Origin of the sequence: Streptomyces asoensis (assembly GCF_013085465.1) — a bacterium.
GTDB lineage: Bacteria > Actinomycetota > Actinomycetes > Streptomycetales > Streptomycetaceae > Streptomyces > Streptomyces cacaoi_A.
Window position 1 is genome coordinate 5,214,232 of the sequence record NZ_CP049838.1, and the last position, 13,879, is coordinate 5,228,110.

Sequence of the window (13,879 nt, forward strand, 5' to 3'; positions counted from 1 at the left end):
CTGGGGGCCCGTGCGGTACCGGAGCGGCCCGGCCGACATCTGTCGGTCGGGCCGCTCCACCGTGTGTACGTCGCCGGGCTATCCGCCGTTGCCCACGATGGCGCCGATGTCCACCGGGGTGGCCGTGGCGGTCGGCGGCGGGGTGAGGACGATCAGCGGCTGGCCGGCGGGCGGGACCGGCGGGGTCATGTCCGACTTGGGCAGCTTCGGCGGGGTGGTCTGGGTGAACAGCGTGGTGTCGAAGTCGACCAGGCCGGTCTGCTCCATCACCGTGATGTGGTCCAGGACGGTGTCGTTGGCCTGGTCGGCCAGCGCGCGCACCAGCGTGTTCTTCGTCGTCGAGCGGATCTTCGCCACCGTGTTGAAGATCGAACCGTGCGTCATGCGCAGGATGTTGGCGAAGTCGACGTCGAACTGCTTGCCCTGGTCCGCCTTCAGGGTGTTGACGAACCCTTCCTGCTGCGGACTGGCCACGTTGGGAAGGGTGACGTTCAGCATCGGCGCGATCTTGAGGCAGGTGGTGTCCAGCGCCGCGTGGCCGTCGATGAGGTGCTGGCTGGCGGTGATGACGCCCTTGCTCTGCCCCTTCTGGAGCCCGATCTGACCGACCGGGTACTCCCACAGACCTGCCGCGCGCACCGCCACGACGAAGGCGCGGTCGCTTTCCGTCAGCGGACCCCACTGGGTGTTGGCGATGATCCGGTCGCCCGAAGCCGACACGGTGTCAAGTCCGAGCATCGATGGGTAGGCGAGGGCGCTGAGTGTCAGCGTCAGCGCACCGCCGACGAACAGGGTTCCCATCATGTTTCGCGAAATTGGCACCGTGCCTCCTGCCCGGTCGGGGATTCCGCCGATGTGTCGATGTGCTGCGTCCGGTGGGGGCGGACGCACAGGAGTACGGACGTGAGGCCGATCGTACTCACCGTCCTGAGTGAAAAGTTGATGGACGGGGCACACGGGCACAGGTAAGTTCCCATAAGGAACTCACCGAAGCCCGTGCAGGACAACGAAGGGACCCCTGGTGCAGCAGACCTGGACCGCCGTCGACGACTACTTCAACGGCCTGCTGGTGGAGGAGGACGAAGCCCTGCGGGCAGCCGGTGAGGGCAGCGAGGCGGCGGGCCTGCCACCGCACCAGGTGGCGCCCAACCAGGGCAAGTTGCTCCACCTGATCGCCCGCGTCCAGGGCGCCCGCAGCATCCTGGAGATCGGCACCCTCGGCGGCTACAGCACCCTGTGGCTCGCCCGCGCCCTTTCCGAGGGCGGCCGACTGGTGACCCTGGAGGCGGACGAGCGGCATGCGGAGGTGGCAGCGGCGAACATCGCGGGTGCGGGCCTGGAAGGGGTGGTGGACCTACGGGTCGGCAAGGCGTCGGACACCCTGCCGGTGCTGGCCGCCGAGCTCGGTGACGAGCGCTTCGACCTGGTCTTCATCGACGCGGACAAGCCGTCCAACCCGCTCTACCTGGAGTGGGCCCTGCGGCTGACCCGCCCCGGCAGCGTCATCGTCGGCGACAACGTGGTGCGCGAGGGCGCGGTCACGGACGCCGGCAGCACGGACCCCCGCGTCCAGGGAGTCCGCCGCTTCACCGAACTGGTCGCGGAACACTCGAGGTTGACCGCGACAGCGGTGCAGACGGTGGGCGGAAAAGGGTACGACGGTTTCGTACTGGCGCTGGTGACGGACTGACGAGGGGGCGTGGGGATGACGGTCGCGAGGTTGGTCGGGATCACGTACTACCCGGTGAAGGGATGCGCGGGAACGGAGCTTTCGGAGGCGGTGCTGACGAGCACCGGTCTGCTGCACGACCGCACATACGCGATCGCCGACGAGAAGGGCGAGCTGCGCTGGCAGTGGGGCGACCCCGGGCTGGCCCTGATCACACCGGAGTTGACGGAGGGCGAGCTGACGTTGCGCGCACCCGGCCGGGACCCGGTGCGGGCGCACAGCGCGGACGTGCACGACTGGCTCACGGACGTACTGGGCACCCCGAGCACCCTGGTCCGCCCCCCGGCCGGCAACAACGGCCGTCTGCACCTCGTCTCCCGGGCCAGCCTGGACGCCCTGAACCACCGGATCACCGAACGCGGAGCCACCCCCCTCCCGATGAACCGCTTCCGGCCCAACCTGGTGGTGGACGGCTGGGACACCCCGCACACGGAGGACGGCGCCGCCCGCCTCACCATCGCCGACACCGAGCTGGCCTTCACCGAGGACACGATCCGCTGCGCCATCACGATGGTCGACCAGCGCACCGGCCGCCGCTCGGGCCCGGAACCCCTGCGCACGCTCGCGGACTACCGCCGGGCGGACGGCGGCGGAGTCGCCTTCGGCGCCTACTTCGAGGTCCGACGAGCGGGGAGGGTGTCGCTGGGCGACGAGGTGGTGGTGAGTGCGGGTTCGAGTCCGGGGCCGGGGCCGGGTGCGAGTTCGGGTGCGAGTGAGAGTTCGGCTTCGAGAGGGACGCCCCGCCACAGCGCTCGTACGGCGGAGGCGCCGTCGTCGGACAGGTGATCGTCCGGCACCGCCCAGACCTGCACCGTCGTGCCGTCGGCGGTGACGGCGGGCCACCCGGGGTCACCGCAGGCGGCGAAGTCGACCCAGGCACGGAGCATGCGTCGGGACAGCGCCCGGTCCTGTGCGTCGGGGGCGCCGCCGATGAGGAAGTCGGCGCCCACCGCGTCCAGGTTGCCGAACGCGAAGGGGATGTCGGCGGTGTGCCAGGGCCGGGTCCCGCCACCGGGACGCGGGCGTCGGCGGGCGAACCGCGACAGATACGCCCGGCCGCCGGCCCGCGCGTGGTGTTCGGCGAGTCGGCTGCTGTACTCGCCGAACACCGCGTCGCCGAAGATCGCCAGGTAGCGGTCCAGCACCGGAGCGTCGGGCATCAGCGCGCGGTATCCGGCGACCAGCCGGGCGGGCAGGGAGAGGGCTTCGGCGAAGTCCGCGAGTTCCGGCTCCGAGGCGACCTCCCGCACCGCGCCGACCTCGTGCAGGAACCAGTACTCCTCCAGGGTGTGGCACACCAGGAGGTCCACCTCGCGGGCGATGCCGGAAGCGAGCGCGGCGAGCGGATCCATCGGCAGCACCTCGCCGTCGAGCACCGGCTGGAAGACGACCGGATCGAAGGCCTGGACCGCTGTCACGGGATCGGTCTCACACGCTCCGGCGACCTTGTCGGCGGCGGCCACCAGGGCCTGCGGCGACGCGGAGAGCAGTCCGGGTCCTGTCGCGGCCACCCCGGCCGCGGCCGCGATCCTCGACGTGATCGCGGCGGCGACCTCGACGCCGAAGAAGGCGTGGGGCACGCTGTGGGCTACGGCCCTGCGGAACAGCCCGTGCGCCTGTTCCATGACCATCAGACAGGCGGCCGACCCCGCTCCGGCCGAGTGCCCGGCGACCGTGACGTTGCCGGGATCGCCACCGAACGCGGCGATGTTCTCCCGGACCCAGCGCAGCGCGGCCACCTGGTCGAGCAGCCCACGGTTGTCGGGAAAGCCCGGCACATGGCCGAACCCCTCGAAACCCACCCGGTAGTTGCAACTGACCACGACCACTCCGGCGCGGGCGAGAGCGGTGCCGTCGAAGTCGGGCTGGGCGGAGGAGCCGAAGGTGTAGGCGCCGCCGTGGATCCAGAAGAGCACCGGCAGCGGGCCGGCATCCGAGGGGGCCCGTACCCACACGTTGACGGTGAGCACCTCCTCGTCCCCCGGGCGCCACACCGGTGAACCGGGCAGCTCCGCGGACTGCGGCGCGACGGGTCCGAACACCGTGCAGTCACGGGGCGCGCTCCAGCCGGCGGCGGGCTGGGGCGCACGGAAGCGGTGCGCGCCGAAGGGCGCGGCGGCGTACGGGATGCCGAGCACGGCGGCGACGCCGTCGGGGGATCGCCTGCCGCGGACGGTGCCGCCGGCCGTCCGGAACTCGGTCTCCACCCAAGGCTGTTCCCCCATGCGTCGAAAGCCTGCCACTCGCAGCCCATCCGATCCACCGGATACCGGCCGGCCCCGCGGTCGCTCCCGTGGTCGGCCCCGCGTCCGGCCCCGCGGCCGGTCAGAGGGTGCGCAGGAAGTCCGCGACGGCGGCGGTGAACTCCTCGGGCTTCTCCATGTTGGAGTAGTGCGCGGTGCCCTCGATCAGCACGGACCGGCCGTCCCGGACGCTGTCGGCCAGGCGCTGCGCCGCGGCGATCGCGTCGGGGGTGTCCAGGGCGCCGTTCACGGTGAGCACGGGGACGTCGATCCTGGGCAACCGCGACCAGGTGTCGGTCACCGGGACGTGCCAGTCCTTCTCTCCGGGCGTGTGCTTGGAAAGGGTGTTCAGGGCCATCTCGCGCAGTCGGCGCAGGATGTCCGGGTCCACGTCGTCGAGGCTGCGGTGCGGGCCGGGCACATAGCTCAGGAACGCCTTCAGCCAGCCCTCGATGTCACCGGCGGCCAGGGCACGGGCCGTCTCGGCCTGGATCGCCCGGTGCCAGGGGTCGGTGTCCTGGAACTCGCCGGTGGAGGCGCCGCACACGACGGCCGCGCGGACCAGCTCCGGACGTTCGAGCAGGGTGTCGCTGACGATCAGGCCTCCCATCGAGACACCGACCAGCACCGCGGGGCCCGCATCGAGGTGGTGCAGCAGCGTGGCGACGTCGTCGACCCAGCGGAAGGGGCGGGTCGCGTTGGCGGAGGCGCCGTGGCCCCGTACGTCCGCCGCGATCACCCGGTGCGTGGAGGCTAGCGCCGGGATCACCGCGTCGAAAACCCGGTGATCGACGAATCCCGAGTGGAGCAGGACCACGAGTTCTCCGGCGCCGGCCTCGCGGTAGGCGAGGTCCCCGTCGGCGGAGGCGAAGTACTTCATGTCCGAAGCAGTCATGACAACCAAGGTGTCATCCTGCGCGACTTTTGGCAACCAAGGTGTCATATTCTTGGGGTGCATCATGTGGGGGTGAACGACACCGACCCGTCTCTCCCCGCCGACACCCCGCTCCCGCCCGACGAACTCGGCCACCGGCTCACCGAGGTCTTCGACCTGGTCGGCCCCCTCTACCGTCGCGCCCTGCGCAAGGTCGAGCAGGGCGAGGCCGTCGAGGGTGCCTCCGTCGGGGTGCGCTCCGTGCTCGACCTGCTGCGCCGCAAAGGAGACCTGACGGTCCCGCAGCTGAGCCGGATCCAGGCGCTGAGCCGGCAGTTCGTGCAGCGCATGGTCAACGACGCGGCGGCGCAGGGGTGGGTGGAGACCCTGCCCAACCCCGCGCACCAGCGCTCGTCCCTGATCCGGATCACCGAGGGCGGCCGAGCCCTGATCGCCACCGTCCTGGACCGCGAGCACACCCTGAACCGCGAGGTCGGGGGCGATCTGACCGACGCCGAGGTGCGGGCCTGCGTACGGGTGCTGACGGAGATGCTGAGGACGTTCGACCACGTCGACGTCGACGACTGAGAGCCCTACGGGGCGCGCCTTGCCTGGATGCTCTAGATGCCCTCGATGCGCTTCATGCCCTCCATGGCCTTCAGCTGGCGGCGGGTCTGGAGGGCGCGCCGGATCGTGTGGATGCGGACGGCCGTGAACACGGCGACGGCGAGGCCGAGAGCGGCCCCGATCCACTCCTGGTCCCGGATGGCGGCATAGAAGAGGAGGCCGCTGAAGGGCACACCGACGACGACAAGCAGAGGCTCGCGCACCCAGAACGGGAGGACGCGGATTACGAGACCGATCATCGGGTCACTTCAGCAGGCGCGGCCCGGGCATGCTGTGACGGAGGCCACAATTCCGGGAGTTCCTGTGCGTATGGCGTGCAGAAACCGAGCGAGCGGGGCCGGTGCGGTGGTGAGGACGGTGCCGGGGGCGTCCGACTCACGGAGGTGGAGTGTGGTGGGGGTGGAGGCGAGCTCTACGCAGTCGTTGCCGTCGCCGCCGTCGGAGTAGGTCGACTTCTGCCAGTCGGTGCGATGCACAGCGCGCCTCACAGCTCCTTCACCAGGGTGTGGATGAAGTCACGCGACCGGTTCGGTTCGAGTGACGCCACTTCCACCTTACGGAAGCGGGTCCGGTACTCGGCGAGTTGAGCTTCGGAATCGACCAGGGCCGCGCCATGGGGAGCGTCGCGGACCACCGTGTCAAGCCTTGTCACCAGGCCGCCCAGATAGCTCATGCTGCTGCCGCCCCTGGAGAAGCCGTCAAGGTCGAAAGGGATGACACGAACGCTGATGTGATCCTCTTCCGAGAGTTCCAGGATGCGTGTGAGCTGGGCCAGGGACGCGCCACGGTCGCTCACCCTGATGCGCAAGGCCGCCTCGTGAATCACCGCCTCGAAACCGATGGGTGCCGCCCGCTCGATGACCACGCGGCGCGCCAAGCGGTGCTGTACACGCAACTCAAGCTCATCCGAGCTGAGTTCAGGGATCCTGTTGGAGAACACGGCCCGGGCGTACTCCTCCGTCTGCAATAGGCCCGGCACGAACAGAACGGCCACATTGGCCTGGGTCCGAGCATGGTGTTCCAACTCCGACAGGTCCAGGAATGACGCCGGCAGCAGCCCTCGGTACTCCTCCCACCAGCCACGCGTCCTGTCGGTGGTCATCGCGACCAGGGCGTCGATGAACTCGTGGTCCGTGCAGTCGTAATGCGAAGCGAGCCGACGTAGCCGCTCCTCACTCACGCCGGTGACGCCGGACTCGATCTGGCTGATCTGGACGTTGCTCACGCCGAGGAGTGCGGCCGCCTGGCGGGCGGAGAGTCCCGCCGCTTCGCGAAGCCTGCGCAGTTCCACCGCCAGGCGCATCTGACGTGCTGTTGGTTCGCGCCTGGTCGTCATCGACACCCCTTGTTCAACACGCCCGAGAGCGCGACCCGTTCGGGGCCAGATTACGCGATCGGCTTGCTGTACCGAAACATTCAGGTCTACCGTCGGTGACGCCCCGCACACGCTGCGGAAGCGCACCGCTTCCTCCTGCCATGACGGCTGCGGCAATGCCACCGCGCGTAAATCCCCTCACGCCACTCGGAGTTGACGCATGTCCGATCCCTGGGAGTACTCCCTCTACATCCCCTGCGACCCACGCGCCGTGACCGTCTGTCGCCGCACCCTGCGCCTGATCCTCACCCTGCACGGCCTGATCCACTTGGTGGACACCGCGGAGCTGCTCGCCTCGGAGCTGGTCTCCAACGCCGTACTGCACACCAAGGGCCCGGCCTGTCTGCGCCTCCGCTTCCGGGACGGCGTCCTCCAGATCGGCGCCTGGGACGCGGACCCCGAACCACCCGAGCCCCCGGGACGGCTGGAGGAGCCGGCCGACGCCGAGAGCGGACGCGGCATGGCCCTCGTCCGGGCCTGCTCGGACCTCTGGCACTGGCAGCCGCTGTCCCGGATGGGGCATCGCGGCAAGCTCGTGTGGTGCGAACTGAACGCGGCGTAGCTCGTTGATCACGTCGGACAGAAAGGAGAGCCGATGGTCGGCTCGTCGCACGAGGCGCTGCACCGGATCTTCCAGAAGGATCCGGCACTCCTGACCCGTGCCCTGCAAGAGGTGTTGCACGTGCCCTTCCCGGAGCCGCGCGAGTTCGCTGCCATGAACGTCGACCTCACCGAGATCGAGCCCATCGAGCGGCGAGTGGACACGCTGCTGAAGGCCGAGACCGACGAGGGCAGCTACCTCCTGGTTGTGGAGTCTCAGGGCAAGCCGGACGAGAGGAAGCGAGGCAGTTGGCCGTACTACCTCGCCTTCCTCCGCGAGAAGTTCCGCTGCGAGCCGGTGCTGATCGTCGTCACGCAGAACAGCGCGACTGCCCGTTGGGCGGCGGAGCCCATCTATGTGGGAGTACCGGGACGGCCGTCCATGGCGGTGTGGCCGTTCGTGCTGGGCCCTGACAACGTGCCAGTGATCGCAGACGTACGCGAGGCCGCGCAGAACGTCACCCTTGCGGTGTTTTCTGCGATGACGCACGGTCGCGGCCCGATGGCCGCGGGCATACTGGAATCGCTGGCAACCGCCCTGCGGACCATCGACGAGGACAGTGCCGCGGTGCTCGTGCAGTTCGTCGACTCTTGCCTGGTGGACCCCCAGGCGCAGCAGATGTGGAGGGACCTGATGACGACGATGCAGTACTTCTGGCGGCATCCGCTCGCCGAGCAGGTACGCGAGCAGGGCCTTGAGCAGGGCCGGATTCGGGATCGGGCCGAGATGACCCTGAACATCCTGCGCTGGCGTGGCATCGACGTCCCCGACCAGATCCGCGAGCGGGTCGAATCGTGCACCGACTTCGACCAGCTGACCGTCTGGTCCGAGCGCGCCGTCCACGCCACCACCGCCGACGGCCTCTTCGCGGATCCGAACGGATGACACCGGGGCTTTCTCGGTTGGTGAACCGTTGACCGGCTCGACGAAACGTTGACCAGTTCGCGGAGGAGTGCGGACGAACGGAAGGGCGAGTCATGAGGATCTCCCGACCTAGATTCGCCGCATGTCCATGCCACAGCGGCCCCACCAGCCCGTGAGGGCTGCCGCCACGCTCCCCGTGCTTCCCTACCGCAAGCCCACCAAGGGCCGCGACTACTGGGTGATCGACGACGTCTTCCCCGAGGCCGGCATCACCGCGATCCGTGAGCGCTGTCTCGCCAAGGACGACTGGGTCAAGGGTTACCCGTACACCTCCGAGAGCTGGCCCGGACTGCGCACCATGCCGGGACTGGATGCCGGTGAGCTCGCGCGTGTGGAGCGGCTGGTGAGGAGCGCGACCGGGGCCGGGAAGCTGTGGGTGCAGCGGGCGCCCGGCGGCGGGACCCTCAACCACAACTGCATCCAGGTGGTGGGGGAGGGCGAGAGCACTCCCCGGCCGCACTCCGACTCGCGGGCCCTGTGCCGGTACGCGGCCGTGCTGTACCTCAACCCGGCCGTCCCCAAGGACTGCGGCACCAGCTTCTACCGGCAGTCCCTGCCCGGCGGGCGGCTCGGCGGCAACGTCGTCCAGGCCCCGCACAACAACCTCGTCGAGGCGCTCGGCACCCGCTTCGTCGCACCGGACGCCTTCGAGGAGGACGTACGGGTCCCCCACAAGCACAACCGGCTGCTCCTCTACAACGCCAACCTCGTGCACAGCGCGACCGGTTACTCCGGTACGACGCTGGAGGAGAAGCGGATGACGGCCGTCTTCTTCTGGATGGCGTGAGCCCCGGAGGTTCCGCACACCGCGGTCAGTACCGCACCGCCCGGGCCACCTCCGCCTTCACCTCGCCGGACAGCGTGCGGTTGCTGCGGGCCGTCTGCTCGCCGGTCTTGCCCGCGGCCACGTCGGAGACGGTGGTGACGACCGTGTCGAGCCGGTTGCCGGCGGAGTCGGTGAAGTCGACCTGGACGGCGAAGGACTTCGATCCGTCGGTGGTGTTGGAGACGGTGACCTCGACGGTGGCCCGGCCGTCCTTGTCGGTGTCCGGGGTGCCGAGTTTCGCGTCGGACTTCACGTCGACGCCGTCCTTGATCTCGTCCAGCTCGCGGCTCGCCGAAGCCGACGCCGACGCGAACGCCGACGACGCCTCGGAGGCGAAGCCGGAAGCGAGGGAGGACGCGGCCGCGGTGGCTTCCCTGCCCAGCGACTCGGCCGCCGAGGCGGCCTTGCTGGCCGCGGACGACACCGACGAGGGGGTGTCTTCGTCCGAGCAGCCGGTGAGCACGGTGGCGCAGCAGATCGCCGCCGCCGTCAGCAGCACGCCCTTGGTGCGTGGCATCTTGTCTCCTCCTGAGGGGGTCCCGCGGGCCTTCCTCCAGTGAAGGGGCGGTCCCGCCGGTCCGCATGCCGGATCACCCGTACGGCGCACCCCCCGTGGTGGCGGCCCCCGTCCGGACCGATGGTCGGTGCAGTGCAGTGCAGAACACCGACACAGAGACGGGGTGGCGCCATGAGCGACCAGTCGCACTCCCAGCCGTCGCAGGGGCCCCGGGTGTGGGACCCGTCCCACCAGGGCACCGGGTCGCCGAGCGCGGCCTCGCCCCCACCGACGGGGGGTGGGCTGGTCGCCGGTGGGGTCGTCTTCGGCGGAGTGCTCATGTTCGTCAGCGGTTTCCTCGCCGTGTTCCAGGGCATCGCCGCGATCGCCGAGGACGACGTGTACACCCGGGTCGCCGAGTACGCCTACGAGATGAACCTCACCGCCTGGGGCTGGATCCTGGTGATCGTGGGCGTCGTGGCCGTGCTGACCGGCTACGGGCTGCTCAGCGGGGGCGAGTGGGCCGGATGGGCCCGGATCAGCGGCCTCGCGCTGGCCTCCCTGAGCCTGATCCTCCAGTTCCTGTTCCTGCCGTACGCGCCGTTCTGGGCGGTCATCCAGATCGCCATCGACGTGTTCGTGATCTGGGCGCTGGCCGCCTACCGCCCCCAGCAGGCGTAGGACAGCCCCGGCCACGCTTCCCCGGCTGCCGCCCGCGGTCAGGGCAGCGCGGGCGCTCCGGCGACCTGGACGGCCTTCCGGCGCAGCCAGGGCAGGGGCGGCACCGCGGATCCGACGTACGGGGTGATCCGCACCTCGAAGTGCAGGTGCGGGCCGGTGACGTTGCCGGTCGCGCCGGACAGGCCGATGCGCTGACCGGCCGTCACGCGCCCGCCCTTGCGCACGTCGATGCGCGACAGGTGGGCGTACTGCGTGAAGTAGCCGTCGCGGTGGCGGACCACGACCTGGTTGCCGAAGCCGTCGCCGCAGGTCGTGGCGCGGACGGTGCCGGAGCCGACGGCGTACACGGGGGTACCGGAGTCCACGGCGAAGTCCTGGCCGGTGTGCCGGTGGGCCCAGCGGGAGCCCTTGGCGGCGTAGCCCGCGGAGAGCCAGTAACGGCGGGTCGGGGCGGTCCAGGGGTGGGCGCGCCGCTCCGGCGGGCGGCTCCGGTCGCCGAACGGACAGCGGCTGTCCTGTCCGGACGGGTCGACGGCGACCGGATCGCCGGAGTGCCTCCCGCTGGCCCACAGCAGGTCCCACAGCCCGGCGCGGACGGCCTTGCGGCGGCGTTCGGCGTCCTTGACCTCCGTGCGAGAGGCATCGGACTCGCGCAGCCGGTCGACCCGCTCGCGAGCCCGCTCGTGCGCGCGGACGGCACGGGCGGCCTCCTTGCGGAAGCCGTCGCTGCGGAAGCCGTCGTTGCGGAACCCGTCGCTCCCGGCTCCCGCGGGCACGGCGGCGAGCGCGAGCAGCAGGAGGGCGAACAGGGCGGCCCCGGTCGCGCCACGGAAGCGCGCCCGCGTTCGTGGGAGGCGCGCGTGGTGTTCTCGTCCCATCTTGGGATCATCGGACCGGTGGAGCGGCCGAGAGCGGTACGCGGCCCGCGTGGCGGCCGGGTTCAGCCGAACGGCCCCCCGACCAGGGACCGGTACACGGCCGACGACCGTGGATTGCCGGAGCAACGCCACACGCCGTGCGGGCAGTAGTCGCTGATGGTCTGGTACAGCGGCCGGTGCTCGGCGAACCAGGTGAGCATGCCCCGCACGTACGCCGGGTTGTCGCCGTTGCGGTACAGCCCCCACTCGGGAAACGAGACCGGCTTGCCGTGCGCCTGCGCGAACCGCACGTGCGCCGCGAGGCCGTACGGCTCGGCGACCTGATCCTCGAAGGACATGCCGTGGGGCTGGTCGTAGGCGTCCATCCCGATGACGTCGACGTACCGGTCCCCGGGATAGCACTCGTTCCAGGGGACGGCGTCCAGCCCGCGACTGGGCGTGAACTCGAACCGGAACCGCTGCCCTCCGTCCACGGACCGCATGGCGTCGACGATCCGGCCCCAGTACCGCTTCCAGGCCTCCGGGTCGGGCCCGCACCGATGGGTGTAGGTGATCCCGTTCATCTCCCACCCCACCACCAGCACGGCATCGGGCACCCCGAGCGCGACGAGCCGCCGGGCCAGCACCCGGAAGTGTTCGTCGTAGTCCCCGCGCGCCCCTCTGCGCAGCTCGTCCCGTACGCCCTGGTCGGACACACGCTCCTCGGTGCGCTCGAGCATCGGCACGTTGAGCACGAACATCCGGTCGGCGCGTTCCTGCCGCCACCGCGCCCAGTACTCCAGATACCCGGGCGCCCCCTCGATGTTGCTCCACCGGTCGCCCGGCAGATACGCGTGCCCGACCCGAGGCGTGGCCGCCCCGAGCCACCCGTCGAGCGCCGCGATCCGCCGCACACCGGCGTCGTCGTACCCGACGTACGCCCCGAAGGCCCCGGGCGGCGCACCGACCCCCCGCCCGACGGGTACGCAGGCGGGCCCGGCGAGCAGGGCACAGGCGACGAGAAGCGCGGTCAGCGGAGCCCGAAGAGAGCGAAGGGAGCAATGGGAGCGATGGGAGCGAAAGGAGCGAAGGAAGCGAAACACCGGCTCATGATGAAGCCGCCGCCGCCTCCCCACCCCGAACCTGCCACGGAACCACCCGGACCGGGGACGGGGAGGGGGTCAGGGACGGGGCGCGCGCACCAGGAACACGTCCACGTCGTCCTCGCGTTCGAACGTGAAGCCGTGCCGTTCGTAGAGGCGGCGGGCCGGACTGCCCTGGAGGACGTCGACGCGCAGCCGGAGTGCCGAGCGATCGGCCGTCTCGACCAGCTCCCGCAGGACGGCGGTCCCGATACCGCGCCCCTGGGCGTGCGGCGCGAGATAGAAGTGCTCCAGCCAGTGCGCGTCGTCCGCCGGACGCAGGGCCACACAGCCGGCGAGGACGCCGTCGAGCTCGATGATCCGGGTGTGCGCGGGCACGAACCCGTCGCGCAGCCGCTGCCGCACACGGTGCTCGTCGTAGCGCCCGAGCCGCTCCAGATCGGCCCGCATCGCCACCGCCCGCACCTCCGCCACGGCCTCGACGTCGTCCGCCGTGGCCGGTCGGGTCACCCAGTCCGCCATGGGGCAGATGCTACGGCCGGAATGCGGCAACCTGTTCCGGCCCCGGCGGCGACCCATGCCTGAAGGCAAGCGAAGGCAAGTGAATCCCGTTCCCCACACGAGGAGTTCACCATGCGCAAAGAGCCCGCACGGCATCCCGCACGGCATCCCGCACGGCATCCCTCAAGGCCCCTCGCCCGACTGCTCACCGTCCTCGCGGCACTCGTCGCCCTCCTCTTCCACGCGACCGGCGTCGCGGCCCCCCGAGCCGCGGCCGCCGACGAGTGGAACCCGCCCGGCAACCTGGTCCAGCCCCTGAACGAGGTCTGGAACCACGTCTCGTCGACCTACCCCGACCTCTACGGCTTCCGCAACTACGGCTGGGACCAGGTCATGGCCAACAAGGGCAGCATCAACTACTGCGTCCGCTGGGAGTCCGACGCCCCCGTCAGCACCGCGCTGCGCGACCAGATCCACGCGGCCCTGAAGAAGCAGTTCGCCAAGTGGATGGCGGCGCAGGTGGAGAACGGCCGGGCCTACAACAACTGGCCGTACACCACCGTCCCGGTCAACATCGTCGGCTGGGCGGTGAAGAACCGTTCCACCCTCCAGTGGACCGACAACTCCGTCGACATCTACTCCGGCGTCCTCGACGGCGCCGGCGCCCCGCAGTGCGCCCCCGACTGCGGCCGCTTCTTCCACCAGGACGGCAACTACTCCAAGTGCCCCGGCGGCACCGCCCGCCACTACGACCAGTCCCTCTGGCTCACCAAGGGCTTCCAGGGCGGCGCCGGCGGCGACTGGGGCCAGCGCGTCGGCCAGGAGTACTTCACCGGCGTCCTGAACCAGGAGAACATCCATATCTACCTGCACGAAGTCGGCCACACCTTCGGCCTCGACGACTTCTACGACTGGACCCCGACCGGCCAGTGCTGCTTCCTGATGAACGCGGGCACCGCCACCCAGATCACCGACTTCGACAAGTGGATGCTCCGAGACTTCTGGCGCCACCTGAAACCCCGCTACAACCTCTGACGCACTT

17 protein-coding genes and 1 pseudogene are annotated in these 13,879 nt (G+C 70.3%); 8 read left to right on the forward strand and 10 right to left on the reverse strand.

Translation table 11 applies throughout. From position 1 onward, the window contains the following. Positions 1 to 78: 78 nt before the first annotated feature. Positions 79 to 801 (reverse strand): DUF4142 domain-containing protein, encoded by a 723-nt coding sequence (locus G9272_RS23285; RefSeq protein WP_171402128.1) that lies wholly within the window; start codon positions 799 to 801, stop codon positions 79 to 81. Between the two features lie 217 nt (positions 802 to 1,018). On the opposite strand from G9272_RS23285, the gene G9272_RS23290 reads away from it, so the two are divergent. Next, on the forward strand, positions 1,019 to 1,690 hold the full coding sequence (locus G9272_RS23290) for an O-methyltransferase (RefSeq protein ID WP_171402129.1): 672 nt from the start codon (positions 1,019 to 1,021) through the stop codon (positions 1,688 to 1,690). Between the two features lie 15 nt (positions 1,691 to 1,705). After that, positions 1,706 to 2,326, forward strand: a pseudogene (locus G9272_RS23295) (MOSC domain-containing protein); the annotation flags it as partial. Positions 2,327 to 2,337: 11 nt separating this feature from the next. Here G9272_RS23295 and G9272_RS23300 read toward each other — a convergent pair. Together G9272_RS23300 and G9272_RS23305 are read right to left on the reverse strand one after the other, a co-directional pair. Then, a complete protein-coding gene (locus G9272_RS23300; RefSeq protein ID WP_171398361.1) occupies positions 2,338 to 3,954 on the reverse strand; it encodes a carboxylesterase/lipase family protein in 1,617 nt (538 codons plus the stop codon). 100 nt (positions 3,955 to 4,054) lie between these two features. Beyond that, entirely contained in the window at positions 4,055 to 4,867 is an 813-nt protein-coding gene (locus G9272_RS23305; protein ID WP_253267907.1) for an alpha/beta fold hydrolase, read from the reverse strand. A 72-nt stretch (positions 4,868 to 4,939) separates the two neighbouring features. Here G9272_RS23305 and G9272_RS23310 point away from each other — a divergent pair, with 72 nt between their 5' ends. After that, the gene (locus G9272_RS23310) at positions 4,940 to 5,434 is read left to right on the forward strand and encodes a MarR family winged helix-turn-helix transcriptional regulator (protein WP_171398363.1); all 495 of its coding nucleotides are present in this window, start codon (positions 4,940 to 4,942) and stop codon (positions 5,432 to 5,434) included. Between the two features lie 32 nt (positions 5,435 to 5,466). Here G9272_RS23310 and G9272_RS23315 read toward each other — a convergent pair whose 3' ends face one another. The 3 genes from G9272_RS23315 to G9272_RS23325 are packed head-to-tail and all read right to left on the reverse strand — an operon-like array spanning position 5,467 to position 6,809. Next, entirely contained in the window at positions 5,467 to 5,712 is a 246-nt protein-coding gene (locus tag G9272_RS23315; RefSeq protein ID WP_020132852.1) for a hypothetical protein, read from the reverse strand. Positions 5,713 to 5,721: 9 nt separating this feature from the next. Beyond that, positions 5,722 to 5,949, reverse strand: coding sequence for a DUF397 domain-containing protein (locus G9272_RS23320; RefSeq protein WP_171398364.1), 228 nt, complete (start codon positions 5,947 to 5,949; stop codon positions 5,722 to 5,724). 8 nt (positions 5,950 to 5,957) lie between these two features. Further along, positions 5,958 to 6,809: a helix-turn-helix domain-containing protein gene (locus tag G9272_RS23325; RefSeq protein WP_171398365.1), complete on the reverse strand. Its 852-nt coding sequence runs from the start codon at positions 6,807 to 6,809 to the stop codon at positions 5,958 to 5,960. Between the two features lie 199 nt (positions 6,810 to 7,008). Here G9272_RS23325 and G9272_RS23330 point away from each other — a divergent pair, with 199 nt between their 5' ends. The 3 genes from G9272_RS23330 to G9272_RS23340 all read left to right on the forward strand — a co-directional run bounded on the left by G9272_RS23330 (position 7,009) and on the right by G9272_RS23340 (position 9,160). Then, the gene (locus G9272_RS23330; protein ID WP_171398366.1) at positions 7,009 to 7,410 is read left to right on the forward strand and encodes an ATP-binding protein; all 402 of its coding nucleotides are present in this window, start codon (positions 7,009 to 7,011) and stop codon (positions 7,408 to 7,410) included. 33 nt (positions 7,411 to 7,443) lie between these two features. Beyond that, positions 7,444 to 8,334, forward strand: coding sequence for a hypothetical protein (locus G9272_RS23335; RefSeq protein ID WP_171398367.1), 891 nt, complete (start codon positions 7,444 to 7,446; stop codon positions 8,332 to 8,334). 121 nt (positions 8,335 to 8,455) lie between these two features. Continuing rightward, positions 8,456 to 9,160, forward strand: coding sequence for a DUF6445 family protein (locus G9272_RS23340; RefSeq protein WP_171398368.1), 705 nt, complete (start codon positions 8,456 to 8,458; stop codon positions 9,158 to 9,160). A 25-nt stretch (positions 9,161 to 9,185) separates the two neighbouring features. On the opposite strand, the gene G9272_RS23345 is transcribed toward G9272_RS23340, so the two are convergent. After that, entirely contained in the window at positions 9,186 to 9,716 is a 531-nt protein-coding gene (locus G9272_RS23345; protein WP_171398369.1) for an FxLYD domain-containing protein, read from the reverse strand. Positions 9,717 to 9,887: 171 nt separating this feature from the next. Here G9272_RS23345 and G9272_RS23350 point away from each other — a divergent pair, with 171 nt between their 5' ends. Then, entirely contained in the window at positions 9,888 to 10,376 is a 489-nt protein-coding gene (locus tag G9272_RS23350; RefSeq protein WP_171398370.1) for a DUF7144 family membrane protein, read from the forward strand. Between the two features lie 38 nt (positions 10,377 to 10,414). Here G9272_RS23350 and G9272_RS23355 read toward each other — a convergent pair whose 3' ends face one another. From G9272_RS23355 to G9272_RS23365, 3 genes are all read right to left on the reverse strand, one after another. Beyond that, positions 10,415 to 11,254 (reverse strand): M23 family metallopeptidase, encoded by an 840-nt coding sequence (locus G9272_RS23355; protein ID WP_171398371.1) that lies wholly within the window; start codon positions 11,252 to 11,254, stop codon positions 10,415 to 10,417. 62 nt (positions 11,255 to 11,316) lie between these two features. Beyond that, positions 11,317 to 12,336, reverse strand: a complete 1,020-nt coding sequence (locus G9272_RS23360; RefSeq protein WP_171398372.1) for a glycoside hydrolase family 26 protein — start codon at positions 12,334 to 12,336, stop codon at positions 11,317 to 11,319. Between the two features lie 78 nt (positions 12,337 to 12,414). Beyond that, a complete protein-coding gene (locus G9272_RS23365; protein WP_171398373.1) occupies positions 12,415 to 12,858 on the reverse strand; it encodes a GNAT family N-acetyltransferase in 444 nt (147 codons plus the stop codon). Between the two features lie 111 nt (positions 12,859 to 12,969). Here G9272_RS23365 and G9272_RS23370 point away from each other — a divergent pair, with 111 nt between their 5' ends. Continuing rightward, positions 12,970 to 13,872, forward strand: a complete 903-nt coding sequence (locus tag G9272_RS23370) for a hypothetical protein (RefSeq protein WP_171398374.1) — start codon at positions 12,970 to 12,972, stop codon at positions 13,870 to 13,872. Positions 13,873 to 13,879 lie beyond the last annotated feature (7 nt).